A 24,691-nucleotide genomic window follows, 5' to 3' on the forward strand; every position below is an offset into this window, starting at 1 on the left:
AGCAGAAACAACCTGCCCACCCACGACCACCGACCGAAACCAGCTCACCAAACGATCAAGAGATCATCTTCAGAGCACGTCGGTGGATCGAGGCTAAGCGGTCTCCGCCAGTGCTTGTCGCGGACGCGCGTGGGCCGATGGTCGACATCGTGCAAATGGTCGGACGCGCCCTGCACACCCGTCCCGGACGCGGGAAACGCGCGACGCTGATCATGCCGGTGTTCCTCAGGCCGGGCGAGAAGCCGGATGAAATGGTGGCCTCGGACGCCTACAAGACCCCTCTCCAAGGTCCTCGGAGCGCTCCGCGCACACGCACGGACACCGTCGAAGCACTCGCCGACCCGCGGGTCCACCAGCGACGGCGCCGAGGACGTGGAGCGCGGTCCCGGCGGGACGGTGGCACTGAGCGGGTCGGCGGCCGGGGTGCTGCAGTTCAGCGAGGAACGCGACCCTGCTGTCCTGGCCAGGTTCGTGCGGCTGCGGGTGATCGACCCGGAAGGAGCGTACTGGCGGCATGGGATCGAGGCGGCCGGACGGTGGCTGCGCGAGACGGGGAACACCCGGCTGCGGATGCCGTATACGTACATCGCACCGGACGGCTGGGACGGGGTGGGCGGGTATCCGCCTGGGCGGTGGGTCGCTGAGCAGCGCCGCTCTTACGGTGCGGGGTCCGGGTACTGACGGCCGGGCGTGTGGCCTCACGCCCGCCGCCGGGCGGCAGCCGCGCCGACCGGGCCGTCCGGGCCGGCGGCGGGCGATAGGCACGAAGGCCTGGCGGACCCGGACGGCGCCGGGTCCGACGCCCCGGGAGCGGGAGTCGCACCGGCCTGTCGGCGAGCCACACCGGCCTCCTGGGACCGGAGGATCTGCGCAGAGTAGGTGGGTGGGGTGGGGATGGTCATGTGTCGGACCGGCTCAACACCACGTGAGGCCGGAGGACTCACACAAAGCCCCGGACACGCCCTACGAATCCAAGAACACCCAGAGTTGCCAGTTGTTGCTGGCGCTGGTCCTCTGGCAGTACCAGTCGGAGTAGACGCTGGCCCGCGCGAACGACACGCATGCGCTCTGGGACGAGAAGGTACCGAGGCAGTACCAGTCGGAGTAGACGCTGGCCGACCCGGCCCACCAGCATGCGGCCAAGGTCGGGAAGGTACCGATGTCGGTATACGCCATCGCCTTGGAGGGGGCGGGTGCCGCCTGCGCGGTGGTGACCGTACCACCCGTCAGCAGGGCGGCTCCCAGCGCAGCCCCGGCTATGCGAGTCATTACGTTACGAGCCTTCATGTCAGTCCTCATCTCGTGTCCGTGTCTCTCAGGGTGTCTTCGAGTTCTCGGCGTCGCCAAAGTCGAGCGCATGCCAATGGCCTGGAGCCCTACCAGCACGTCGTGCCCGAATGGACCGTCGGCGCGCTGGCCGACCTTCCTGACGCGCTGCAGTACCGCACGGGCCGGGACGGGGACCGTCCTCCTGCGCGGCCGGTGGAAGGGCTCGCTGGAAGACGTCCTGCTGGACGACCTCGAGTTCGCGTGGGGACCGCACCACCGCCTGAGCCGGTGAACCTCTGGGGCAGACACCGACGGGCCGCACAGGACTCTTCGTACGGCCCGTCGGCGGAGGCCCGATCCCGATCGCCTCACGCCCGCCGCCGGGCGGCAGCCGCGCCGACCGGGCCGTCCGGGCCGGCGGCGGGCGATAGGCACGAAGGCCTGGCGGACCCGGACGGCGCCGGGTCCGACGCCCCGGGAGCGGGAGTCGCACCGGCCTGTCGGCGAGCCACACCGGCCTCCTGGAACTGGAGGATCTGCGCAGCGTAGGTGGATGGGGTAGGGATGGTCGTGTGTCGGACGCTGCCGTCGCCCGAGCCCCGGAGGCGTTGAGCCAGTTCTCGCTCTTCTTTGAGGACCGGCTCAACGCCACGTGAGGCCGGAGGGCTCACACAAAGTCCCGGATGCGCCCTACGAATTCAAGTTCACCCAGAGGTGCCAGTTGTTGGTGGTGCTGCTCTTCTTGCAGTACCAGTCGGAGTAGATGCCGGCCCGCCCGAACGACAGGCATGCGCTCTGGGACGAGAAGGTACCGATGTCGGTATACGTCCGCGCCACGGAGGGGGCGGGTGCCGCCTGCGCGGCGGCGACCGTACCACCCGTCAGCAGGGCGGCTCCCAGTGCAGCGCCGGTGAGCCAGATTCGTGCACGCATAGATTCTCCTTTTCTACGGACCTTTCACCCAATACGGGCGCGGTCGGGTACTAGTCCGCTAGGTTCCGGACACGTCGACAACGATGTACGGACGACCTGGGGCAAACCTTGCGAGAAACCTTGAGGAGCAGGTCACAGTGATGCTCTCTGGGCCTGTACTGGCGCGAAAGGGGAGCGCGGCATGGTGGAGTTCCGATTACTGAGCACTCTTCAGGCGCGGGTCGACGGTAGGCCGGTACCTCTGGGGCACCCGCGGCAGCAGTGCGTTCTCGCGGTTCTGCTGATCGACGCAAACCGCCCCGTCTCCGCCGACCAGCTGCTCTGCCGCGTATGGGACGATCGCGTACCCCTCCGGGCCCGCGACACGCTCTACACCTACATATCTCGTTTGCGCCGCGAGCTGGACCCGCACGGCATCCGTCTGGCCCGCCGGTCCGGCGGTTACGTGCTCGACGTAGACGAGACCACGGTGGATCTGCACTGCTTCCGCCACCTGATCGCACGGGCCAGGAAGGTCCCGGACGACCGGTCCGCCCTGAGCCTGTTCGAGGAGGGGCTCGGGCTTTGGCAGGGCGAACCGCTGGCAGGCATGGACTGCCTGTGGGTGGACACCCTGCGCGAGCAGCTGCGGACAGAGCGATGGACGGCGGAGCTGGACCGGACCGACGCCATGCTGCGTACCGGCCGCCACAGCGAGTGTCTGGCCGATCTGTCGGCACGGGCCGTCACCCATCCCTTGGACGAGCGGGTGGCCGGCCAGTTCATGCTCGCCCTGCACCGCGAGGGACGTCCCGCTGACGCCCTGGCCCACTACCAGCGCATCCGGGGGCGGCTGGCCGAGGAGCTGGGGGTCGATCCCGGCCAAGCCCTACGACAGCTTCACCAGCAGTTACTCACCTCCGACCCTGCGCTCGACGTGCCCTCCCACCTTTCCGGCATCGCTTCCGTACCGGCGCGCGTCCCGTCCCCTCAGCGGGCCGCGTCAGCGGCGAGCCCGCACGCGTCGGCTTCGGACCGGTCGGACGACGCCACCAGGAGCGGTCATGAGGATCGGGTCGGAGCGAACGCACAGCAACCGCGCCCTCGCCTGCTTCCGCCGACCCCGTCCCTGTTCGTGGGCCGGAAAGACGAGTTGGCTGAAGCCCGCCGACTGCTCGGCCAGGAAACGTCCGGGTCGGTGACCCTGCTGGTCACCGGCTCGGCCGGGGTCGGCAAGACGGCCTTCGCCGTGCGCACGGGGCATCTGCTGGCCTCGCGGTTTCCGGACGGTCAGCTCTACGTGGACCTGCGGGGTTTCAGTGACGAGCCGGCCGAGTCGTTCACGGTCCTGGGCACCTTCTTGCGGGCGCTCGGCGTACACGGCGGTGCGATGCCCCCTGACGCGACCGGGCGAATCAATCTCTACCGCACGTTGCTGGCCCAGCGCAGGACACTCGTCGTGCTGGACAGCGCGGCCGATGCGCTGCTGGTGGACGACCTTCTGCCCAGCGGTGAACACTGCGCCGCCATCGTCACCAGCCGGACCACGCTGGCGAGCCTGGGCGGTGTCCGGCTCCCCCTGACAGTCCTCGACTCCGCAACGGGGCTGGCACTGTTGCGTGAGATGGTGGGCGCAGACCGGACCGCCGCGGAGTCCGAATCGGCCCGGTCCATCGTGGAAACCTGCGGCGGTCTTCCCCTCGCGGTATGGGTCACCGGATCGCGACTGGCCGCACGACCGCACTGGCCGCTGGCCAAGGTCGCCCGTGCGCTCGCCGACGAGCAACGCAAGCTTGATGAGCTGGCCGTCGGTCACATCGCCGTACGGGCCAGCCTGGAGCTGACCTACCGGGGCATGGCCCCCATGATTCGGCACGCCCTGCGGATGCTCGCCCTGCTGCCTGGACCGGACTTCGCCGTCTGGGCCCTGGCCGCGTTGCTGGACATGGACCTGGACCGCGCGGAGGCCGTGCTCGACGAACTGGTGGATGTGCATGTGGTGGAGGTTGGGGCGGCTGGTGCCACCGGAGTGCGCTACCGGCTGCACGACCTGGTGCGGCTGCTGGGCCGGGAACGGGCGGAGCGGGAGGTCTTGCCGCAGGACCGCACGGACGCGCTCACACGGCTGCTGGGCGCGAGCCTGCACCTGGCCGACCTGGCCGCGGACACCCTCAGCGTCGACTTCCAGGGCACCTCGCAGGCCGGCCTGGCATCCTGGCAGCCCTCGCCGACGGACACCAGCCAGATCCTCGCGGACCCACTGGCCTGGTTCAACGACGAGCGCCAATTCCTCATCGACGTGGTGGACCAGGCGCTTGACAGAGCCGAGATCGCGCCGGCCGCCGGGCTGGCCACCACGCTGACAACGCTCTTCCAGATCGGCAGCCACTTCGACGACTGGGAACGGATCCAGAACCGGGCGCTGAAGGCGGCACTGAGCAGCGGAAACCGGCGCAGCGCCACCCAACTCCACCGCTGCCTGGGCGAACTCACCACTATCCTCGACCGGTACCCGGAAGCGCTGGGCCACTTCGAGCAGGCGCTGCAGCTCGCCGACCGCGAGGGCCCGGACTACCGAGCCAGCGCCACAGCCGGACTGGCGTACGTACACCGCCTGTTGGGCCAGTACTCCTCGGCCGTGCGTCATTTCGAACAGGCGGCCGCGCTGGCCCGAACGGTGGAGAACGTCAACTGCCTCGTCTACGCCACCAACGGCATCGGCGTCATCCACCTCGAGCAAGGGCGTGTCGAAGCGGCCATGGAGCGGTTCACACAGTGCCTGCGGGCGAGCCGGGAAGCGGGCTACCGGCCCGGCGAAGCCCAGGCCCTGCGATGCCTGGGACAGAGCCACCGCGCACGTGGCGCCTACCCCGCCGCCGCCGACTGCTTCCGGCAGGCAGCCTCGATCAGCGAGAGTCTGGGTGACCGGCTCACCACCGCGCATGCCACGTGCTGGCTGGGGGACGTCCTGGTGCGACAGGGCGCTCATGCGGAGGGGCGTCGACTACTGGCCGGCACGCTCTGGACCTACCGGGAGTTCGGCAACCTGTGGGGCGAGGCAGCGACGCTCTATGCACTCGCCGAGGCGCAACTCGTAGCGGGCCGACCGGCGCCGGCCCGCCGACGCGCCGAAGCAGCCGTCAGGCTGTGGCGAAAGATCGGTTCCCGCACCTGGCTGGCCGTGGGCCTCGACACCCTGGCCAAGACCCAGACCATGGCCGGTGACCTCGTGGCCGCAGCCCGCACCCAGGACGAGGCCTCAGCAGTGCGGGACTTTCGAAACGCGCCCTAGCCAAGCCAGTACCTCCTAGGGCCTCTCTCCCGCCACTTGCCGGCGGTCCCGCTGTCCGAGCCGCGGGACCGGCTTGGGCCCTGGCCGCGCGGCATGGTTCCCTGGCAGCCATGAGCAACCCCGCGCACACCGCTGCGACCACCGACGAGGTGACCATCTGGTCCCTGGAACAGACCTCCCCCGACGATCTGCGCCCCGCCGCGGTCCCGGAGGGCGACGTGCGGATCGTGCGGTCCGAGGTCCCGCTGCCCGAGTTCAGCCGGTTCCTGTACACGGCGGTCGGCGGCGACATCCAGTGGACGGACCGGCTCACGATGACGTACGCGCAGTGGCAGAAGGCCCTGGACCGGCCCGGGGCGGAGACCTGGGTGGCGTACGAGAACGGCACCCCGGCCGGATACATCGAGCTGGACCCGCAGGACGACGGCGCGGTCGAGATCATGTACTTCGGGCTGATACCGGCCTTCCGGGGGCGCCGGATAGGCGGCTTTCTGCTCTCGCACGGCGTCGCCCGCGCCTGGGACCTGGCGGAACGCTGGCCGGAGCGGACACCGACGAAGCGGGTGTGGCTGCACACCTGCTCCAAGGACGGCCCGCACGCCATGGACAACTATCTGCGGCGTGGCTTCAAGCTCTTCGACACGAAGGTGGAGCTGGAGCCCGAGGCGGCGACACCGGGGCCGTGGCCAGGGGCGGCGCGGTAGCGCGCGGACAGCGCCCCCCGGCGACAAGTAGGGAGATTGCGGCTATTACGGACGGCCCGGCACGGGCGGGTCGAGTGATGGGCACCACACCGTCTCGCATCACGGGACACTCCCGTCCACATCATGGATAGTGGTGGACTGGCCCGAGATTCGCGTGACAGGCTTCCGTCATGTCTGGAACTGGAATTGCCTTGGTGAGTCGACGCCACGTCGATCTCGGCCGCGTGTCCAGCTCCATCTGTCCGGCGAGCTGAGAGTCCCAGCACCGCCGCGATCCTCTTTTCTCTGCAAACCCTGCGCACCGCCGCGCCTCAGCGCGAGTGTGCAGTTCAGAGCCGCCCTCCTGCAGTCCCGAAGGACGTACCGTCATGGCCGCTACCCCGGAACAGCCTGCGACCACCACGCCCCGCCGCAAGGCCGGACGCCACCGTGGCGAAGGCCAGTGGGCCGTGGGGCACCACACTCCGCTCAACGGCAATGAGCAGTTCAAGAAGGACGACGACGGTCTCAATGTGCGGACACGCATTGAGACGATCTACTCCAAGCGCGGTTTCGACTCGATCGACCCCAACGACCTCCGTGGACGCATGCGCTGGTGGGGCCTCTACACCCAGCGCAAGCCCGGGATCGACGGCGGCAAGACCGCGATCCTGGAGCCCGAGGAGCTGGACGACAAGTACTTCATGCTGCGGGTCCGGATCGACGGCGGCCGGCTGACCACCGAGCAGCTGCGGGTCATCGGCGAGATCTCGCAGGAGTACGCGCGCGGCACCGCGGACATCACCGACCGGCAGAACATCCAGCTGCACTGGATCCGCATCGAGGACGTCCCGGCGATCTGGGAGAAGCTGGAGGCCGTCGGGCTCTCCACCACCGAGGCATGCGGTGACTGCCCCCGCGTGATCATCGGCTCCCCGGTGGCCGGGATCGCCGCCGACGAGATCATCGACGGGACGCCGGCGGTCGACGAGATCCACGAGCGCTACATCGGCAACAAGGAGTTCTCGAACCTGCCGCGCAAGTTCAAGACCGCGATCTCCGGCTCGCCGGTGCAGGACGTGGTGCACGAGATCAACGACATCGCGTTCGTCGGCGTCGTCCACCCCGAGCACGGCCCGGGCTTCGACGTCTGGGTCGGTGGCGGGCTCTCCACCAACCCGCGTCTCGCCGAGCGGCTGGGCGCCTGGGTGCCTCTCGACGAGGTTCCGGACGTCTGGGCCGGGGTCGTCGGCATCTTCCGTGACTACGGATACCGCCGGCTGCGCACCCGCGCCCGCCTGAAGTTCCTGATGGCCGACTGGGGCCCGGCGAAGTTCCGCCAGGTACTGGAGGACGAGTACCTGAAGCGTCCTCTCATCGACGGGCCCGCGCCCGCGGAGCCCAGCAGCCGCTGGCGCGACCACATCGGCGTCCACCAGCAGAAGGACGGCCGGTTCTACCTCGGATTCGCACCCCGGGTCGGCCGCGTGGACGGCTCCACCCTGGCCAAGATCGCCGACCTGGCGGCCGCCCACGGCTCGGACCGGCTGCGCACCACCGTCGAGCAGAAGATGCTCATCCTCGATGTGGAGCAGGACCGGGTGGACTCCCTGGTCGCCGGCCTCGAAGCGCTCGACTTCCAGGTGAGGCCCTCTCCGTTCCGGCGGGGCACGATGGCCTGCACCGGCATCGAGTTCTGCAAGCTGGCGATCGTCGAGACGAAGGCGCGCGGTGCCTCGCTGATCGACGAACTGGAGCGCCGCCTGCCGGAGTTCGACGAGCCGCTCACCATCAACATCAACGGCTGCCCCAACGCCTGCGCCCGCATCCAGACCGCAGACATCGGCCTCAAGGGCCAGCTCGTCCTGGACGCCGACGGCAACCAGGTCGAGGGCTACCAGGTGCACCTGGGCGGCGCTCTGGGCCTGGAGGCCGGGTTCGGCCGGAAGGTCCGTGGCCTGAAGGTCACTTCGGCCGAACTGCCCGACTATGTCGAGCGGGTCCTGGGCCGCTACCAGGAGGAGCGCGAGGACGGCGAGCGGTTCGCGACCTGGGCGGCGCGTGCCGGTGCGGAGTCGCTGTCATGAGCGAACGCGCCGCCCCGTTCTACTGCCCCTACTGCGGTGACGAGGACCTGCGCCCGCACGAGACCGGCCATGGCGCCTGGGAGTGTGCCTCCTGCAACCGCGCGTTCCAGCTGAAGTTCCTGGGTCTGCTGACCCGGGGGCTGCAGCGTAACGACGTTGAACGGGACGGGATATGACGGATACTCAGACCGGAGAACACACTGTCGAGGAGCTGAAGGAACTGGCCGGACGGGCAGCCCGGGAGCTGGAGGACGCCTCCGCGCCGGAGATCCTCCAATGGGCCGCCGACACCTTCGGCAGGAAGTTCTGCGTCACCTCGTCCATGGAGGACGCCGTCGTCGCCCACCTCGCCTCGCGCGCCTTTCCGGGTGTGGACGTGGTCTTTCTCGACACCGGCTACCACTTCCCCGAGACGATCGGCACCCGCGACGCGGTCGAGGCCGTGATGGACGTCAACGTCATCACGCTGACTCCGCGCCGGTCCGTGGCCGAGCAGGACGCCGAGTACGGACCGAAGCTGCACGACCGCGACCCGGACCTGTGCTGCAAGTTGCGGAAGGTCAAGCCCCTTGAGGAGGGCCTGACTTCCTACGCGGCCTGGGCGACCGGGCTGCGCCGCGACGAGTCCCCCACCCGGGCGAACACCCCGGTCGTCGGCTGGGACGAGAAGCGGCAGAAGGTGAAGATCTCGCCGATCGCCCGCTGGACGCAGGACGACGTCGACGCGTACGTGGCCGAGCACGGCGTTCTCACCAACCCGCTGCTGATGGACGGTTACGCCTCCGTGGGCTGCGCGCCCTGCACCCGCCGGGTGCTGGAGGGCGAAGACGCACGCGCCGGACGCTGGGCCGGCCGGGGCAAGACCGAGTGCGGGCTGCACGACTGATGACGACTGATCAGGAGACTTCGATGAGCGTGACGGAGACGGGAGCCACCATCTGGCTGACCGGTCTGCCGAGCGCGGGCAAGACCACCATCGCGTACGAACTCGCCGCGCGGCTGCGCGGCGAGGGCCACCGCGTGGAAGTACTCGACGGCGACGAGATCCGGGAGTTCCTCTCCGCGGGTCTCGGCTTCTCCCGCGAGGACCGCCACACCAACGTCCAGCGGATCGGCTTCGTCGCCGAGCTGCTGGCGGCCAACGGCGTGAAGGTGCTGGTCCCGGTCATCGCCCCGTACGCGGACAGCCGGGACGCGGTACGCAAGCGGCACCAGGCCGAGGGCACCGCGTATCTGGAGGTGCATGTCGCGACTCCGGTCCAGGTGTGCTCCGTACGCGATGTGAAGGGCCTCTACGCCAAGCAGGCGGCCGGCGAGATCAGCGGGCTCACCGGGGTCGACGACCCTTACGAGGCGCCCGAGTCGCCGGATCTGCGGATCGAGTCGCACCGGCAGACCGTGCAGGAGTCCGCGGCGGAGCTGTATGCGCTGCTGAGCGAGAGGGGTGCAGCGTGACGACCGTCGCGACTGTGTCGGAAGGCACCGACAATCCGTACGCACTCAGCCACCTGGACTCCCTGGAGTCCGAGGCCGTACACATCTTCCGCGAGGTGGCGGGCGAGTTCGAGCGGCCGGTGATCCTGTTCTCCGGCGGCAAGGACTCCATCGTGATGCTGCATCTGGCGCTCAAGGCGTTCGCGCCCGCACCGGTGCCGTTCACGCTGCTGCACGTCGACACCGGGCACAACTTCCCCGAGGTGCTGGAGTACCGCGACCGGACAGTGGCCCGGCACGGGCTGCGGCTCCATGTCGCCTCCGTGCAGGAGTACATCGACGCCGGAAAGCTCCGCGAACGCCCGGACGGCACCCGCAACCCGCTGCAGACCGTGCCGTTGACCGACGCGATCCAGCAGCACCGCTTCGACGCCGTGTTCGGCGGCGGGCGCCGTGACGAGGAGAAGGCGCGCGCCAAGGAACGGGTCTTCTCGCTGCGCGACGAGTTCTCACAGTGGGATCCGCGCCGCCAGCGCCCCGAGCTGTGGCAGCTGTACAACGGCCGGCACGCCCCCGGTGAGCACGTCCGGGTCTTCCCGATCTCCAACTGGACCGAGCTGGACGTCTGGCAGTACATCGCCCGTGAGGGAATCGAGCTTCCGGAGATCTACTTCGCCCATGAGCGCGAGGTCTTCAACCGCTCCGGCATGTGGCTGACCGCGGGCGACTGGGGCGGCCCCAAGGAGGGCGAGCAGGTCGAGACCCGGCAGGTGCGCTACCGCACGGTCGGCGACATGTCGTGCACCGGCGCCGTCGACTCGGATGCGACGACGCTGGACGCCGTGATCACCGAGATCGCCGCCTCCCGGCTCACCGAGCGGGGCGCGACGCGTGCCGACGACAAGATGTCCGAGGCCGCGATGGAAGACCGTAAGCGCGAGGGGTACTTCTAGGATGACCACACTCACCCAGCACACAGAGCAGTTGTCGACCACCACCCTGCTGCGGTTCGCCACCGCGGGGTCCGTCGACGACGGCAAGTCCACCCTCGTGGGACGTCTTCTGCACGACTCCAAGTCCGTCCTCACCGACCAGCTGGAGGCCGTCGAACACGCCTCGCGCAGCCGGGGCCAAGAGGCGCCCGACCTGGCGCTGCTGACCGACGGGCTGCGGGCTGAGCGCGAGCAGGGCATCACCATCGATGTCGCCTACCGCTACTTCGCGACGCCGCGCCGCCGGTTCATCCTGGCCGACACCCCGGGGCATGTGCAGTACACCCGGAACATGGTGACGGGGGCCTCGACGGCCGAGCTGGCCGTCGTCCTGGTCGATGCCCGCAACGGTGTCGTCGAGCAGACCCGCCGCCATGCCGCGGTCGCCGCGCTGCTGCGGGTGCCGCATGTGGTGCTGGCCGTCAACAAGATGGACCTGGTCGACTACGCGGAGCCCGTGTTCGCCGCCATCGCCGAGGAGTTCACCGCGTACGCCGCATCCCTCGGCGTCCCGGGCTGGGGGTCTGGGGGGGACCCCCAGGAAAACTGGTGTACCGCGATCCCGATCTCCGCGCTGGCCGGTGACAACGTCGTGGAACCGTCCTCGCACATGGACTGGTACGGCGGCCCGACGGTCCTGGAACACCTGGAGACGGTGCCGGTCAGCCATGACCTCACCGCCTGCCACGCCCGCTTCCCCGTCCAGTACGTCATCCGGCCGCAGACGGCCGAGCACCCGGACTACCGGGGCTACGCGGGCCAGATCGCGGCCGGTGCCTTCCGCGTCGGCGAGGCCGTCACCGTCCTGCCCTCGGGCCGTACGTCGACGGTCACCGCGATCGACGCGCTCGGCGAGAGCGTGGACATCGCCTGGGCGCCCCAGTCCGTGACGATCCGGCTGGCCGACGACATCGACATCTCGCGCGGTGATCTGATCGCCCCGGCCGACGACGCACCAGCGGTCACGCGGGACGTCGAGGCGACCGTCTGCCATGTCGCGGACCAGCCGCTCACGGTGGGCCAGCGGGTGCTGCTCAAGCACACCACCCGCACGGTCAAGGCGATCGTCAAGGACATCCCCTCGCGCCTCACGCTGGACGACCTCTCCCAGCACCCGGCGCCCGGCCGGCTCGTCGCCAATGACATCGGCCGGGTCGTCGTCCGCACCTCGGAGCCGCTGGCGCTCGACGCGTACGCGGACTCCCGGCGCACCGGCTCCTTCCTCCTGATCGACCCGGCGGACGGCACCACGCTGACGGCCGGCATGGCCGGTGCCTCGTTCGCCGCCGTGGCCCAGACCGATGCCGCGGCCACCGACGACGCCGAATGGAACTTCTGATGAGTATCGACATCTACTCCACTTTCGCGAAGGAGGGCGGCCGCGTCGGCAGCGGCGCCCTCGGCAGCGGCCAGGGCGGGGTCGCGCGATGTGCGCGGTGACGTACGCGCACTGCCTGCGCGCCCGCATGCACCAATCGCACCGCCTGCACAGCCGGTTCAGACGAAGACTTGCCGACTTCCCGGCCGCGTCCCCATAGCTTCCGGGGGACGCGATCACCGGGACAACGAGAGGAAAACCTCCCGTGCCTGCCCCCCGTACCACGCTCCGCCGCAGCCTCGCCGCTGCCGCCGCCCTGCCGCTGCTCGCCGTGGCGCTCACCGCCTGCGGCTACGGCTCCGAGGCGAAGGACGACGACTCCAGGAAATCGGACGTCGCCGCCGACGCGAAGAAACTCTCCACGGACACCGTGCGGATCGGCTACTTCCCCAACCTCACGCACGCCACCGCGCTGGTCGGCGACCAGGAGGGGCTCTTCCAGAAGGAACTCGGCGGCACCCGGCTCAAGACCTCGCAGTTCAACGCGGGCCCTTCCGAGATCGAGGCGCTCAACGCCGACTCGATCGACATCGGCTTCATCGGCCCGTCGCCCGCCATCAACGGTTTCACCAAGTCCAAGGGCAAGAACCTGCGGATCATCGGCGGCTCCGCCTCCGGCGGGGTGAAGCTGGTCGTGAACCCGAAGAAGATCAAGACTCTGGACGACCTCAAGGGCAAGAAGATCGCCACCCCGCAGCTCGGCAACACGCAGGACGTGGCCTTCCTCAACTGGATCTCCGAGAAGGGCTGGAAGGTCGACGCCCAGAGCGGCAAGGGCGACGTCTCCGTGGTCCGTACGGACAACAAGGTGACCCCGGACGCCTACAAGTCCGGTTCCATCGACGGCGCCTGGGTCCCCGAGCCCACCGCGTCCAAGCTGGTCGCCGAGGGGGCCGAGGAACTGCTCGACGAGTCGACGCTCTGGCCGGACAACAAGTTCGTGATCACGAACATCATCGTGTCGCAGAAGTTCCTGAGCGAGCACCCGGATGTCGTCGAGGCGGTGCTGCGCGGTTCGGTGAAGACCAACGCGTGGATCAACGCCAACCCGGACAAGGCGAAGGCTTCCGCCAACGCCGCGCTCGAGAAGCTGACCGGCAAGGCGCTGCCCGCCGAGGTCCTCGACCCGGCGTGGAAGTCGATCCAGATCACCGATGACCCGCTGGCCGCCACACTGAACGCGGAGGCCGACCACGCGGTGAAGGCCGGTCTGCTGGAGAAACCGGACCTGACCGGCATCTACGACCTGAAGCCGCTGAACAAGGTCCTGAAGGCCGCGGGCAAGCCCGAGGTCGCCGACGCCGCTCTCGGCGTCAGGTAAGACCGACCGGCAAATGGGGGGTGGGAGAAGGAGCGGGGCTGGGTGCAACTGCAAGGCGGAGGAGGGAGGCAACGCGATGGGGTCTCCCCTGCTCGAGCGAAGCCGAGAGCTCGGGGAAGCTGTCGACTGACGACAACGCCGGAGGGGGTCCCCCCTGGCCCTTGAGGCCTTGGGGGAGTGCGTGCCCAGCCCCGCGACGCCCCCATTTGCCGGTCGGTCCAAGCCGACCGAACCCGAACCCAGGATTCCCAGGAGGTGACGACCATGGCGACCACCCTCACCAAGGCCGAGGACCGTACAGCGGTCGGGCACGCCGCCCGTATCGCACATGTCTCCAAGTCCTTCGGCGGACCGGAGGGGCAGCAGCTCGTCCTGGACGACATCACGCTCGATGTCGCACCGGGCGAGTTCGTCACCCTCCTGGGAGCCTCCGGGTGCGGAAAGTCGACGCTGCTCAATCTGGTGGCCGGACTCGACCGCCCGACCGCGGGGTCAATCGAGACTCCCGGCGGGCGGCCGGCCCTGATGTTCCAGGAACACGCCCTGTTCCCATGGCTGACCGCGGGCAAGAACATCGAACTCGCGCTGCGGCTGCGCGGCGTACCCAAGTCGGAGCGCCGCACGGAAGCGAAGCGGCTGCTGGAACTCGTACGGCTGGGCGGGGCGTACGGGAAGCGTGTACATGAACTCTCGGGCGGTATGCGGCAGCGGGTGGCAATGGCCCGAGCCCTCGCCCAGGAAAGTCAACTGCTGCTGATGGACGAGCCGTTCGCCGCGCTCGATGCCATCACCCGGGACGTGCTGCACGACGAGCTGACCCGGATCTGGCGCGAGACGAACGTCTCGGTCCTCTTCGTCACGCACAATGTGCGCGAAGCGGTGCGGCTCGCCGAGCGGGTCGTCCTGCTGTCGTCCCGCCCCGGCAGGATCGCCCGCGAGTGGACGGTCGACATCGAGCAGCCGCGCCGTATCGAGGACAACGCGGTCGCGGAGCTGTCCGTCGAGATCACCGAACAACTGCGTGGGGAGATCCGCCGTCATGGCCGGCACTGACACGAAGCCCGACGATCTGGCCGGTCTGGAGGCCGGGCTCGACGCGCTGGACGCCGCGCAGGTGCGCCGCACCCCGGTGCGCGAGGTGCTGCTGCGCAAGATACTGCCGCCGGTGCTCGCGGTGGCGCTGGTGATCATCGTCTGGCAGCTGCTCGTCGAGGCCCAGGTCACGGACGACTACAAGCTGCCGTCACCAGCCGCGGTGTGGAACAGCGCGTCGGACATGTGGCTGCAGGGGACGCTGCTGGAGGTCGTCTGGACCAGCTTCTCGCGCGGTCTGCTCGGCTTCCTGATGGCCGTGGCCATCGGTACGCCGCTGGGTCTGCTGGTCGCCCGGGTGAAGTTCGTACGGGCCGCGACCGGCCCGATCCTGTCCGGGCTGCAGTCCCTGCCGTCGGTCGCCTGGGTGGCACCGGCCGTGATCTGGCTCGGGCTGAACGACAAGATGATGTACGCCGTGATCCTGCTGGGCGCCGTCCCCTCGGTCGCCAATGGGCTGGTCTCCGGCGTCGACCAGGTGCCGCCGCTGTTCCTGAGGGCGGGCCGTACGCTCGGCGCGACCGGGCTGCGCGGGACCTGGCACATCGTGCTGCCGGCCGCGCTGCCCGGCTATCTGGCCGGTCTCAAGCAGGGCTGGGCGTTCTCCTGGCGCTCACTGATGGCCGCCGAGATCATCGCTTCCTCCCCCGATCTCGGCCTGGGGCTCGGCCAGTTGCTGGAGAACGGCCGCAACAACGCGGACATGCCCGGCATCTTCCTCGCCATCATCCTGATTCTTTTCGTCGGCATCGCGATCGACCTGCTGATCTTCAGTCCGCTGGAGCGGTGGGTGCTGCGCAGCCGCGGTCTCCTCGTCAAGAACTGAGCCACGCCATGTCCGCCCCGGTCCTCCTCGTCATCGCCCACGGCAGCCGCGACCCGCGGCACGCGGCGACCGTGCACGCGCTCACCGCGCGGGTACGGTCGCTGCGGCCGGGGCTGCGCGTGGAGACCGGTTTCCTGGATTTCAACGCGCCGTCGATACCGAGGGTGTTGGAGCGGCTGGCCGCAGAAGACGCGGGGGACGTCATCGCGCTCCCCCTGCTGCTCACCCGGGCTTTCCACGCCAAGTCCGACATCCCCACGGTGCTGCACGAGGCCCGGACCGGACTGCCTCGGCTGCGCATCCGGCAGGCCGAGGTGCTCGGCCCGTCACCCCTGCTGAATGCGGCACTGGAACGGCGGCTGTACGAAGCCGGGGTCCGTCCCGGTGACCGAAGTTCGACCGGGCTCGTCCTGGCCTCGGCGGGCTCCACAGACCCGGAGGCGATCGCAGTGATCGCTGAAATCGCGCGGGAGCTGCGGCACACCGGTTGGTGCGCCGTGCGGCCTGCGTTCGCCTCCGCTGCATCTCCCGCGGGGTTCCCCCGCACCGAGGACGCGGTACAGGCCCTGCGGGCCGAAGGTGTGCGGCGGGTGGCGGTGGCCCCTTACGTCATCGCACCCGGCCGGCTCCCGGACCGTATCGCCGCGGGCGCGGCCGGGGCGGATGTACTGGCCGATGTCCTGGGTCCGTCACCGGAGTTGGCGCGACTGCTGCTGACCCGGTACGACGAGGCCCGTGTCCCGCTCGCACGGCCGGCGTCGCTCAGCGCGTAGAAACTCGGCACGCAGAGGCCGACGTTCATCAGCCCACGTCCAGGCTGCCCGTGCGGGTCCGCTTGAGTTCGAAGAGGTCCGGATTCCCGGCAAGTACCCGGAAGCTGTCGAAGACCCGCGCCGCCTCCTCGCCACGCGGTACGGCCCGCAGGACCGGCCCGAACCAGACCGAGCCGTCGACATGGATCGTGGGCGTACCGACGTAGGCGTCCGCCTCCGGATCCTTGCCGGCGTCGTGGCTGCGCCGCAGTGCCTCGTCGTACGTCCCGCAGTGCGCGGCGGCACCCAGCGCGGCGGGCAGACCGAGCTCCGCGAGGGATTCGGCGATCACTTCGTCGAAGTCCTCGTTCTTCTGCTGGTGGATGCGGCTGCCCATCGCGGTGTAGAGATCGCGGAGCACAGCATCACCGTGGTCGGCGGCCGCCGCGACCGCGACCCGCACCGGACCGATCGACTTGTCGACCAGTTCCCGGTACCAGTCGGGGAGTTCATTGCCGATGTTGTGCAGGTAGAGGCTCATGACGTGGAAGCGGAGCTCGATGTCGCGCTGCTGCTCCACCTCCAGCATCCAGCGGGAGGTGATCCAGGCGAACGGGCAGGCCGGGTCGAAGTAGAAATCGACGACGGCCCTGCCCGTGTCCGGGGTGCGGTGTGTGGTCATGCGTCGAGCCTAGCCAGGTATTGGCTTACTGGCCCGGGCCATTCACCGTCCGGTCAACTGGGCCACTTTCAGGCCCCGGTCCAGTGCGGGTCGCGGCCGCTGTGGGCCAGCGCCCGTTCGAACACCGGCGCCGATGCGGGCACCGTCACCTCGTCGGCGAAGCCGTCGTACTGCCGGTAGAGCGCGGCGGTACCGTCGACGACATCGAGGACGTAGGCGGCCGCCGCGTCGGAGAGCCGGACTTCCTCTCCGATGGCGCGGGCCACGTCCCAGGTGTGCAGGGCCGTCTCCTCGATGAGCATCGCGGCGATCTCGGAAGCCGGGGAGGTCGAACCCCCGAGGTCGATCTCGCCCTCCCAGACCGCCGGGTCCGACCAGGCGGCGACGGCGCGGTCCAGCTGCACCGCGTATTTCTGCGCCCAGTCGGCGTCGGCGGTGAAGTCACGGGTGGTGAGCTCGTCAGGGAGGTCCTTGCGCAGGGCGCGGTGCTCCAGGCCGTGGGAGGTGTACAGCACCCAGTGGTTGATGAGTCCGCGCAGGTCCCAGTCGCCGCAGGGTGTGGCGGGTACGTCGAGCTGTTCGGCGCTGATGGAGCGGGCGATACGGGCCGCCTCGGCAGCGCATTCGGTCAGATGAGCGTGCTCGTTCTTCATGCGCCCCACGCTAGGACAGGTCCCTGCCGCCGTATTGAAGAAAGGCGACGGCGGCCCGGACCTGCGCTTCGGAAGCTCGCGGCACAAGCCGTTCTCGCCGGCCAGGGGTTCTTCCGCTGTCTCACGTCGATGGCACAGCTGATCAGTCTCAGGAACGTGGCGTTTCCTCACGGTCTCGGCCGACCAACCGGGCCCGGCAAGCCGCTGAACTGCGGGCTCTCCGTTCGACGCCGCGTTCGATGCCGAGATCGTGAGATTGTGCCGCGAAAATTGAGACTGGTGTAGGGTTCGCGGATCCGTGAGCACCGGTTCCTGTGGGAACGTCGGAATCCGGACTGGCTGAGCAGGGGCCATGACGGTCGATCATGAGCAATCGGGCTCAGCCCGAGCGCAGGCGAAAGCCGATCGGGCCGATCCGGGTCGGTGCCGTACAGTTCACCGTACCGTCGCGGGGTGGAGCAGCTCGGTAGCTCGCTGGGCTCATAACCCAGAGGTCGCAGGTTCAAATCCTGTCCCCGCTACTCAGACGTGAAGGCCCGGTATCCGCCGGGCCTTCACTGCGTGTGGGCCCAAGCTGTAGAGGCGGGGGCAACGCCGTCGGCTGGGCCCCAGGAAGGACAGGACGGCATGAGTACAGCAACCGTGGTCGGCAGTGGTCCCAATGGCCTCGCTGCCGCCATCACCCTGGCCCGGGCGGACGTACAAGTCACGGTGGTGGAGGCGTCCGACGAGATCGGCGGCGGCACACGCTCAAGCGAAGCGATCCTTCCCGGCTTGATCCACGACCACTGCTCGGCCATCCACCCGATGGCTGTTGGATCACCTTTCCTGCAGTGCCTCGACCTGGCCGGCCACGGGCTGAAGTGGGTGTTGCCGGAGATCGACTGCGTGCATCCGCTCGACGGCGGCACTGCCGGGGTGCTGCACCGCTCGGTCGCCGAGACCGCCGCCGGTCTCGGCACCGACGGCCGACGCTGGCAGTGGCTGTTCGACGGCCCGTCAGCGGCCTACGACACCTTGAGCAACGACATCCTCGGCCCACTCCTGCGCATGCCGCGGCACCCCGTTCGCCTCGCCCGCTTCGGCACACCCGCACTCGCCCCCGCATCGCTGCTGGCGAAGCTTTTCTCGACCGAAGAGGCAAGGGCTCTCTTCGGCGGGGTCGCGGCCCACGCCTACCACCCCCTGCACCGGCCGCTCAGCGCCAGCATCGGACTCGGCATCCTCACCGCGGGACACCAACACGGCTGGGCCGTCGCCGAAGGGGGATCGCGCCGCATCACCGAAGCCATGGCGGCGCTGCTGCTCGACCTCGGTGGGGAGATCCAGACCGGCGTCCGGGTGCGATCGGTCCGGGAGCTGCCACCCGCGGACCTGACCATCTGGGATGTGGCGCCCACAGCCATGGCAGACATCATGGGCGACCTGCTGCCGCCGCGCGTCGCTCGGGCCTACCGACGATTCCGGTACGGCCCAGGGGCGTTCAAGGTCGACTTCGCCATCGAAGGCGGCGTCCCCTGGACCGCCGAAGCGGCGCGGCGGGCAGGAACGGTGCATCTCGGCGGCACGTTCGCCGAGATCGCCGCCACCGAGCGTGAGATCCACGCCGGACGAATGCCTGGCCGACCGTTCGTCCTGGTCGGGCAGCAGTACCTGGCCGACCCGCAGCGGTCGGCCGGCAACGTGCACCCGCTGTATACCTACGCCCACGTTCCGAACGGCTATTCCGGTGATGCCACTGAAGCGATCATCGCTCAGATCGAGCGATTCGCCCCGGAGTTCCGGGACCGGATCATCGGCACCGCCGTTCGCACCACATCCGGATTCGTGGAGTACAACCCGAACTACGTCGGCGGCAACATCATGACAGGCGCCAAGAACATCCCCCAGCTGATAGTCGGGCCACGGCCCACCCTGCACCCCTACGACGCCGGAGTGCCCGGCCACTACTTGTGCTCCGCGGCCACCCCACCCGGCCCCGGCGCGCACGGAATGTGCGGCGCCCATGCCGCCGCACGAGCCCTGCGCCACCTCCGCAGAGCATCAGGCTCGTAAGAAGCCGTTGCCGACCGTTACCAGTGCTCGTGATCATCCGGAGACACCGGCCCGGTGCGAAGCGAACGCGGACTGGCTCACGACCTTCCAGCTGCCCACCTACGCGCCCGACTTGAACCCGCAAGAGGGTACCTGGTCGCTGGCCGAGCACGACATCGGCAACCTCGCCGCCGCTGACCTCAGCCAGATCACACGCGCCGTGAAGCGCAAGCTCAAGATGCCGCAGTGCCGACCGGAGGACATCGACGGTTGCCTCGCCGGCACCACCCTGGCCCTGGACGCGTGAACACGCCGATCGGTCGAACGGCGATGGGCCCGGCACGATCGGAGCCAAGAGCCCCTGGTCAGATACGGTGACGGGATGACCGAGAGCCTGCCTGCCGACGTAGCCGACGTGCTTGCGGCAGCCTTGAAAACGGACAATCCGGTTCATGTCGCGCTCCGAAGACAGGTTCCGTATCTCAGCGTGCGCGCGCTGCACATGCGGGTGCGGTACCGCCTACTTCGAACTCGATACCAGCATGACAGAGCCCGCGCCCAACGGCCCCGGCACTGTGGTGGCGGCCGAAGCGCAGCTCGTCACCGAGGCCCGCGAGTGCCCCGGTGAGGTCCTGGTCTTCACGCAGGGCGGCTACCTGTCGTGGCTGGAAGTCTGTTCATGGAGTGACGACATCGAGGTGACACTGGCCGCCGCGCGTCACTGGCTGCAGCCACGTTCTTGCTCCCGAACAGCACCAACGGTCTCCGATCTGCACGAAGCCACGAACCGACCGAGATCACGAGTTCAGAAGTCATCGGACAGGAGTTGGCCGCTGGTTACATTCACAGGCCGGGCAGCGGCTACGGTGCTGTTGTGATGATCAACGGGGAGGACACGGCATCCGGGACCGCGCTGCTGATCGCGGCAGCCCCGGCCGGCAAGGACTGTCTCATCGACGCGACCAGCGTCCTGCCCTCGCTCGCGGCGGTCCCGCCCAGCATCCTGACCGGCACGACGGCGGCCACCATCGTCGAACTCGCCGACCCGACCGACCCGCAGACCGTCCTCACCCGCATCCGCGCCGCAGCCGCCACACCCGGCCCACTCTCCCTCTACATCACCGGACAACTCCACCTCGACCACAAGCAGCGCCTGCTCCACCTCGCACTCGCCCGGACCACGCCGAGCACCCTGCGCTACACCGCATTGCCCTGGCACTGGCTGGCCAGCGAGCTCAAACTGCGCCGACCGGGCACCACCACCGTCGTCACCGACGTGGTCGCCGCCCCGGACGCCTGGCAGCAACTCCGTACCGAGGGCCTCGTCCTCGGCTACGGAATCCGCGTATACGGCCGGATCACCCCGCCGCCGCCACGCCGTCAAATCGCAGAACCGGCCTACCTGAAGGCCCTCGCCACCACCTGGCGCAGCGGCATCAACCCGCCGCTCGCCCAGCTCCACGAACAGGCCGCCGCCCAGGCCGGCCCCGACGGCGCGCTGTTCCTGGCCATCGACAACACAGCCCTCCCCGCCTCTGCGACGTCAGCCGTCCAGGTACCGAACCGGCCGCACCAGGAGCCTGTACCTGTTCCGACGGCGCCTGCTCCGATTCCGGAAAACACCGAGGTGGCCGAAGAGGACCCGCTGCCTGCGATTTTTACCGCCGCCCACGCAGGGCGGCACGGCGAGGCCGCGTCGCTCGCGGCCATGTGGGAGGGGTGGGCCCTGCGTACCTACGGCGCAGGCTCCGTGCAGGCCATCCACTGGCTGGAGGTCCGGGCCGACCTCGCTCGCATAGCCGACGATCCGGCGCGCAGCTGCGAGTTGTGGATGGCTGCCGCCGACGCCCGCCTCGCCCGGCAACAGCCCCCGGACGACCCCGCCGTAGAAAGCGCCGTAGACCGCGCCCACCACCAGTGGCAAGAACTTCGCGACCCACAGCGGGCACGGGAACTCGGCCCGCCCCTGGTCTCATTGCGCCGACACGTTCCTGGCCGGCGCTCCGGGGCGGTCGAAGCCGTCCAGCGCCGACTGGAACTGCTGCACACCATGCCCCCGGTGAAGGCCCGACCTGCAACATCCTGACCAGCGACAGGGGCGTCCCTCACGCGCCCGGGTCGAACCTCCCGTTCGGACGGCCGATGAAGCGGAGCAAGGGTCGTCCCTCGTGCCAAACGCTGCAGGAAGGGGGTCGTCCCTTGCGCGCCCGGATTGAACATGAGCGCCTTCGCCCGCATGAAGAACTGGAAGATCCTGCGCGGCTGCCGCCTCAAAGGCGAAGGAATCCACCACGCCATCCTCAGCGTTGCCCGCCTGCACAACTTCGCCCTCGCCGAGCAGGGCTGGGTGCGTGCAGCTGCAAGGCGGAGGAGGGAGGCAACGCGATGGGGTCTCCCCTGCTCGAGCGAAGCCGAGAGCTCGGGGAAGCTGTCGGCTGACGACAACGCCGGAGGGGGTCCCCCCTGGCCCTTAAGGCCTTGGGGGAGTGCGTGCCCAGCCCCGCGACGCCGCCCCCCATTTGCCGGTCGGTCTTAGTATTCCCGTTATGTCTTCCACGTCACACCCTCTCGATGATGTCTTCCTGCTCGGCGGCGAGCTGCCCGTACGCCGTCTCGGCTATGGCACCGCCCAGCTGACCGGCCCGGGATACTGGGGGCCGCGCGGGGAGCGGCGGGACGCCGTGGCCGTGCTGCGGGCGGCCGTCGAGCGGGGTGTCACGCTCATCGACACCGCCGACAATTACGGCCCCGGGCTGGCCGAGGAGCTGGTGGCCGAGGCCCTTCGCCCGTACCGCGAGCATCTGGTGATCGCGACCAAGGGCGGTGTGGTGCGCACCAGCGACAGTGCCTGGCACGTCGCGGGCCGTCCCGAGCAGTTGCGGGCGATGTGCGAGGCCAGTCTGCGGCGGCTGCGGACCGACCGGATCGACCTCTACCAGTTGCACCGGCTGGACCTGGACGTACCCATGGCCGACCAGCTGGGCACCCTGGATGCGCTGAGGCAGGAGGGTAAGATCCGGTACATCGGTCTGGACACCCTCACCGCCGACCAGCTGGAGCAGGCTCTCTCCCTGACCGGGATCGCCTCGGTGCAGAACCGCTTCAATCTCCTCGACCGTTCGTCGGACGCGGTCCTGAAGGTGTGCGAGGCCCACCACCTGGCTTTTCTGCCCTGGTTCCCACTGGCCAACGGTGCTCTGACCGGCGAGGCAGCCGCGGCGCTCACCGGTGTCGCCGATCGGCACGGTGCCACCCGTGGGCAGATCGCCCTCGCCTGGCTGCTGCACCGCTCCCCTGCGCTGTGCCCGACTCCGGGCACCGGTTCGCCCGTCCATCTGGCGGAGAACCTGGGGGCGCGGGAGATCCGGCTGTCCGCCGAGGACATGAGCTGCCTGGAGGCGCTCGCACCCGCATGAAGGAGTACCCGCACGTGACCACACGTACCACCGCCGCTGTTCCCGCCCCGGCCGGTGCTTCCGGTTCTCCCGCCGCCGTCCCCGTGGTCCGGGCCGAGGGTGTCTCGCTCGTCCGGGAGGGCAATGTTTTGCTCGACTCGGTCTCCCTGACCGTACGCAGCGGTGAGCACTGGGCCCTGCTCGGTGCTAACGGGGCCGGCAAGAGCACGCTGCTGGGGCTCCTCGGCGCCGTCAACCACCCCACCAGGGGCTCGGTCGAGGTGCTGGGGCGAACCCTCGGGCGGGTCGATCTGCGGGAGCTGCGGTCGCTGCTCGGGCATGTCGATCCCCGCCATCCGCTGCGTTCACCTCTGTCGGTGCACGAGGTGGTGCTGACCGGTCTGACCAACTCGGTCGAGCCGGTGCCGCGCTGGTCCGCGAGCCGGGAACAGCGGGCCCGGGCGGAACGGCTGCTGAAGATGCTCGGCATGGGTGGCAGGAACCGATCGCGCTGGCCTGCGCTTTCGCAGGGTGAGCGCGGCCGTACGCTCATCGCCCGCGCCCTGATGCCGCAACCGAGGCTGCTGCTGCTCGACGAGCCGGCCACGGGGCTCGATCTTGCCGCCCGTGAGCAGTTGCTCGACAGTCTGGACACGCTGCGGGAGGAACATCCGGAGCTGGCGACGGTCCTGGTCACACACCATCTGGAGGAACTGCCCGCCTCGACCACGCATGCGATGCTGCTGCGGGGCGGCCGGTGTGTGGCATCGGGCCCGGCCGACGAGGTACTGACCACCGATCAGGTCAGCGGCTGCTTCGGACATCCGGTGCGGATCTCCCGTACGGACGGCCGGTGGACGGCGCGGGCGCAGCGCGTCACCCGTCGCTGAACGGGTTCATCCGTCGGCGTCCGGACCGGCGTTCGCGGTATCCCCGAACGGCGTGGCCTGGTGGAAGTAGAGCACCCAGCCCGCGCCAGTCAGTCGCCACAGCGAACTTCGGTGGGCGAGGTGCCCCTTCGTCTCGGTGTCGTAGGTGAGGTGGACGCATTCGTCGTCCAGCTGGACTCCGCGCATCCGGGACGCGGTGAGCGGGCCGGGGCGCGGGGCGTTCTCGGCGGTGAGCGAGGCGATCATCGTGTCACGGTCCCAGACCCGGCCTGCGGAATCGATCTCGCGGTACTCGGGGTGCAGCACCTGGGAGAGGAGTTCGGCACAGGCGCGTACCACCGGGTCGAGGAGGCGGAGCTCGCCCTCCACCGCTGCGGCCACGCCGGGGGACGGTTCGCTCACGTGCGGGCTCCGTCGTTTGCGGTACCCGTCGGCGCGGTCATCTCCACCAGCTTGACCACGGTGTTCCAGTTGCGCGAGGTGGTGATGACGCCTTTGGTGAGGGATGGCCGGGACAGGGCATCGGCGAGTCTGGAACGGCCCAGTCCGTCGGGGGCGTAGAGGTAGAGCGCGCGGTCGCCGAGCCGGAACTCCTCGGGGAGGAAGGCCGCCGGGTCGATCCCGGCGAAGCGGTCGGCGTCGACCGGCTGCCCGTAGTACGTGATGTGCAGCTGCTTGCCTTCCAGTTCGGCGGCCGGGAACGGGCAGGCCGCGGCAACTGCCGTGAGGTAGGCGCCGTCCCGGACGAGGCAGGGGACGGGGAAGCCGAACCGCTTCTCGATGGCCCGCTCCAACTCGGCGGCGAGTGCGTTCTCGTCGTCCGACGCGCTGCTGAAGACGGCGTTGCCGCTCTGCAGGTGGGTACGGACGTCCCCGTGGCCCAGTTCGGTGAGCAGCGTGCGGAGTTCGGCCATCGCAACCTTCTTGTGGCCGCTCACATTGATCCCGCGCAACAGCGCCGCGTACATCGTCATGGGCACACCATAGGACGATCCGTCC

At 69.3% G+C, this 24,691-nt stretch carries 25 protein-coding genes, 1 tRNA gene and 2 pseudogenes; 22 read left to right on the forward strand and 6 right to left on the reverse strand.

Going from position 1 to position 24,691, the window contains the following annotated elements; all coding sequences use genetic code 11:
• The first annotated feature begins 246 nt into the window (after nucleotides 1-246).
• Nucleotides 247-681, forward strand: coding sequence for a helicase associated domain-containing protein (locus ACZ7IB_RS36195; protein WP_470918530.1), 435 nt, complete (start codon nucleotides 247-249; stop codon nucleotides 679-681).
• A 282-nt stretch (nucleotides 682-963) separates the two neighbouring features.
• On the opposite strand, the gene ACZ7IB_RS36200 is transcribed toward ACZ7IB_RS36195, so the two are convergent.
• Nucleotides 964-1,269, reverse strand: a complete 306-nt coding sequence (locus ACZ7IB_RS36200) for a hypothetical protein (protein ID WP_470918532.1) — start codon at nucleotides 1,267-1,269, stop codon at nucleotides 964-966.
• Nucleotides 1,270-1,959: 690 nt separating this feature from the next.
• Complete coding sequence (locus ACZ7IB_RS36205) at nucleotides 1,960-2,202, reverse strand: hypothetical protein (protein WP_470918533.1); 243 nt, start codon at nucleotides 2,200-2,202, stop codon at nucleotides 1,960-1,962.
• A gap of 181 nt (nucleotides 2,203-2,383) precedes the next feature.
• Here ACZ7IB_RS36205 and ACZ7IB_RS36210 point away from each other — a divergent pair, with 181 nt between their 5' ends.
• The 13 genes from ACZ7IB_RS36210 (at nucleotide 2,384) to ACZ7IB_RS36270 (ending at nucleotide 16,059) form a co-directional block, all read left to right on the forward strand.
• Nucleotides 2,384-5,473: an AfsR/SARP family transcriptional regulator gene (locus tag ACZ7IB_RS36210; protein WP_470918535.1), complete on the forward strand. Its 3,090-nt coding sequence runs from the start codon at nucleotides 2,384-2,386 to the stop codon at nucleotides 5,471-5,473.
• Between the two features lie 110 nt (nucleotides 5,474-5,583).
• A complete protein-coding gene (locus ACZ7IB_RS36215) occupies nucleotides 5,584-6,177 on the forward strand; it encodes a GNAT family N-acetyltransferase (RefSeq protein WP_470918537.1) in 594 nt (197 codons plus the stop codon).
• 170 nt (nucleotides 6,178-6,347) lie between these two features.
• Nucleotides 6,348-6,431 carry a putative leader peptide gene (locus ACZ7IB_RS36220; RefSeq protein WP_470918631.1) on the forward strand — a complete coding sequence of 28 codons (84 nt, stop codon included), beginning with the start codon at nucleotides 6,348-6,350 and terminating at the stop codon, nucleotides 6,429-6,431.
• 114 nt (nucleotides 6,432-6,545) lie between these two features.
• A complete protein-coding gene (locus tag ACZ7IB_RS36225; protein ID WP_470918539.1) occupies nucleotides 6,546-8,243 on the forward strand; it encodes a nitrite/sulfite reductase in 1,698 nt (565 codons plus the stop codon).
• On the forward strand, nucleotides 8,240-8,419 hold the full coding sequence (locus ACZ7IB_RS36230) for a hypothetical protein (RefSeq protein WP_093895403.1): 180 nt from the start codon (nucleotides 8,240-8,242) through the stop codon (nucleotides 8,417-8,419). Before ACZ7IB_RS36225 ends, ACZ7IB_RS36230 begins: the two co-directional genes overlap by 4 nt.
• Nucleotides 8,416-9,129 (forward strand): phosphoadenylyl-sulfate reductase, encoded by a 714-nt coding sequence (locus tag ACZ7IB_RS36235; protein ID WP_470918540.1) that lies wholly within the window; start codon nucleotides 8,416-8,418, stop codon nucleotides 9,127-9,129. Before ACZ7IB_RS36230 ends, ACZ7IB_RS36235 begins: the two co-directional genes overlap by 4 nt.
• Nucleotides 9,130-9,152: 23 nt before the next feature.
• The gene (cysC, locus tag ACZ7IB_RS36240) at nucleotides 9,153-9,698 is read left to right on the forward strand and encodes an adenylyl-sulfate kinase (protein WP_470918541.1); all 546 of its coding nucleotides are present in this window, start codon (nucleotides 9,153-9,155) and stop codon (nucleotides 9,696-9,698) included.
• Nucleotides 9,695-10,630 (forward strand): sulfate adenylyltransferase subunit CysD, encoded by a 936-nt coding sequence (gene cysD, locus ACZ7IB_RS36245; protein WP_470918542.1) that lies wholly within the window; start codon nucleotides 9,695-9,697, stop codon nucleotides 10,628-10,630. The genes cysC and cysD overlap by 4 nt, the downstream gene beginning before the upstream one ends.
• A gap of 1 nt (nucleotide 10,631) precedes the next feature.
• A complete protein-coding gene (locus ACZ7IB_RS36250; protein WP_470918543.1) occupies nucleotides 10,632-12,008 on the forward strand; it encodes a sulfate adenylyltransferase subunit 1 in 1,377 nt (458 codons plus the stop codon).
• A 244-nt stretch (nucleotides 12,009-12,252) separates the two neighbouring features.
• Nucleotides 12,253-13,368 (forward strand): aliphatic sulfonate ABC transporter substrate-binding protein, encoded by a 1,116-nt coding sequence (locus ACZ7IB_RS36255; RefSeq protein WP_470918544.1) that lies wholly within the window; start codon nucleotides 12,253-12,255, stop codon nucleotides 13,366-13,368.
• Between the two features lie 264 nt (nucleotides 13,369-13,632).
• Entirely contained in the window at nucleotides 13,633-14,421 is a 789-nt protein-coding gene (locus tag ACZ7IB_RS36260; RefSeq protein ID WP_470918545.1) for an ABC transporter ATP-binding protein, read from the forward strand.
• Nucleotides 14,408-15,286, forward strand: coding sequence for an ABC transporter permease (locus tag ACZ7IB_RS36265; protein WP_470918546.1), 879 nt, complete (start codon nucleotides 14,408-14,410; stop codon nucleotides 15,284-15,286). Before ACZ7IB_RS36260 ends, ACZ7IB_RS36265 begins: the two co-directional genes overlap by 14 nt.
• 8 nt (nucleotides 15,287-15,294) lie before the next feature.
• Nucleotides 15,295-16,059, forward strand: coding sequence for a sirohydrochlorin chelatase (locus ACZ7IB_RS36270; protein WP_470918548.1), 765 nt, complete (start codon nucleotides 15,295-15,297; stop codon nucleotides 16,057-16,059).
• Nucleotides 16,060-16,087: 28 nt separating this feature from the next.
• Here ACZ7IB_RS36270 and ACZ7IB_RS36275 read toward each other — a convergent pair whose 3' ends face one another.
• Nucleotides 16,088-16,720 (reverse strand): DsbA family protein, encoded by a 633-nt coding sequence (locus ACZ7IB_RS36275; RefSeq protein ID WP_470918550.1) that lies wholly within the window; start codon nucleotides 16,718-16,720, stop codon nucleotides 16,088-16,090.
• A 68-nt stretch (nucleotides 16,721-16,788) separates the two neighbouring features.
• Nucleotides 16,789-17,373, reverse strand: a complete 585-nt coding sequence (locus ACZ7IB_RS36280) for a TIGR03086 family metal-binding protein (RefSeq protein WP_470918552.1) — start codon at nucleotides 17,371-17,373, stop codon at nucleotides 16,789-16,791.
• Nucleotides 17,374-17,820: 447 nt separating this feature from the next.
• On the opposite strand from ACZ7IB_RS36280, the gene ACZ7IB_RS36285 reads away from it, so the two are divergent.
• The 8 genes and pseudogenes from ACZ7IB_RS36285 (at nucleotide 17,821) to ACZ7IB_RS36320 (ending at nucleotide 23,692) form a co-directional block, all read left to right on the forward strand.
• Nucleotides 17,821-17,894 (forward strand) — tRNA-Met (locus ACZ7IB_RS36285).
• A gap of 106 nt (nucleotides 17,895-18,000) precedes the next feature.
• Nucleotides 18,001-19,428 (forward strand): phytoene desaturase family protein, encoded by a 1,428-nt coding sequence (locus ACZ7IB_RS36290; protein ID WP_470918554.1) that lies wholly within the window; start codon nucleotides 18,001-18,003, stop codon nucleotides 19,426-19,428.
• A 55-nt stretch (nucleotides 19,429-19,483) separates the two neighbouring features.
• Nucleotides 19,484-19,714 (forward strand): annotated as a pseudogene (locus ACZ7IB_RS36295) (IS630 family transposase); the annotation flags it as partial.
• A 145-nt stretch (nucleotides 19,715-19,859) separates the two neighbouring features.
• Nucleotides 19,860-20,285: a hypothetical protein gene (locus ACZ7IB_RS36300; protein WP_470918556.1), complete on the forward strand. Its 426-nt coding sequence runs from the start codon at nucleotides 19,860-19,862 to the stop codon at nucleotides 20,283-20,285.
• The gene (locus tag ACZ7IB_RS36305) at nucleotides 20,285-21,493 is read left to right on the forward strand and encodes a hypothetical protein (protein ID WP_470918633.1); all 1,209 of its coding nucleotides are present in this window, start codon (nucleotides 20,285-20,287) and stop codon (nucleotides 21,491-21,493) included. The genes ACZ7IB_RS36300 and ACZ7IB_RS36305 overlap by 1 nt, the downstream gene beginning before the upstream one ends.
• 113 nt (nucleotides 21,494-21,606) lie before the next feature.
• A pseudogene (locus ACZ7IB_RS36310) lies at nucleotides 21,607-21,742 on the forward strand (IS5/IS1182 family transposase); the annotation flags it as partial.
• Nucleotides 21,743-21,953: 211 nt separating this feature from the next.
• On the forward strand, nucleotides 21,954-22,823 hold the full coding sequence (locus tag ACZ7IB_RS36315) for an aldo/keto reductase (RefSeq protein ID WP_470918558.1): 870 nt from the start codon (nucleotides 21,954-21,956) through the stop codon (nucleotides 22,821-22,823).
• An 83-nt stretch (nucleotides 22,824-22,906) separates the two neighbouring features.
• Nucleotides 22,907-23,692, forward strand: coding sequence for an ABC transporter ATP-binding protein (locus ACZ7IB_RS36320; RefSeq protein WP_470918635.1), 786 nt, complete (start codon nucleotides 22,907-22,909; stop codon nucleotides 23,690-23,692).
• A gap of 6 nt (nucleotides 23,693-23,698) precedes the next feature.
• On the opposite strand, the gene ACZ7IB_RS36325 is transcribed toward ACZ7IB_RS36320, so the two are convergent.
• Both ACZ7IB_RS36325 and ACZ7IB_RS36330 read right to left on the reverse strand, forming a co-directional pair.
• Nucleotides 23,699-24,094, reverse strand: a complete 396-nt coding sequence (locus ACZ7IB_RS36325; RefSeq protein ID WP_470918559.1) for a nuclear transport factor 2 family protein — start codon at nucleotides 24,092-24,094, stop codon at nucleotides 23,699-23,701.
• Nucleotides 24,091-24,666, reverse strand: a complete 576-nt coding sequence (locus ACZ7IB_RS36330) for a DUF1697 domain-containing protein (protein ID WP_470918561.1) — start codon at nucleotides 24,664-24,666, stop codon at nucleotides 24,091-24,093. Before ACZ7IB_RS36330 ends, ACZ7IB_RS36325 begins: the two co-directional genes overlap by 4 nt.
• Nucleotides 24,667-24,691: the final 25 nt, after the last annotated feature.

The organism is Streptomyces sp. NPDC037301, from assembly GCF_055602785.1.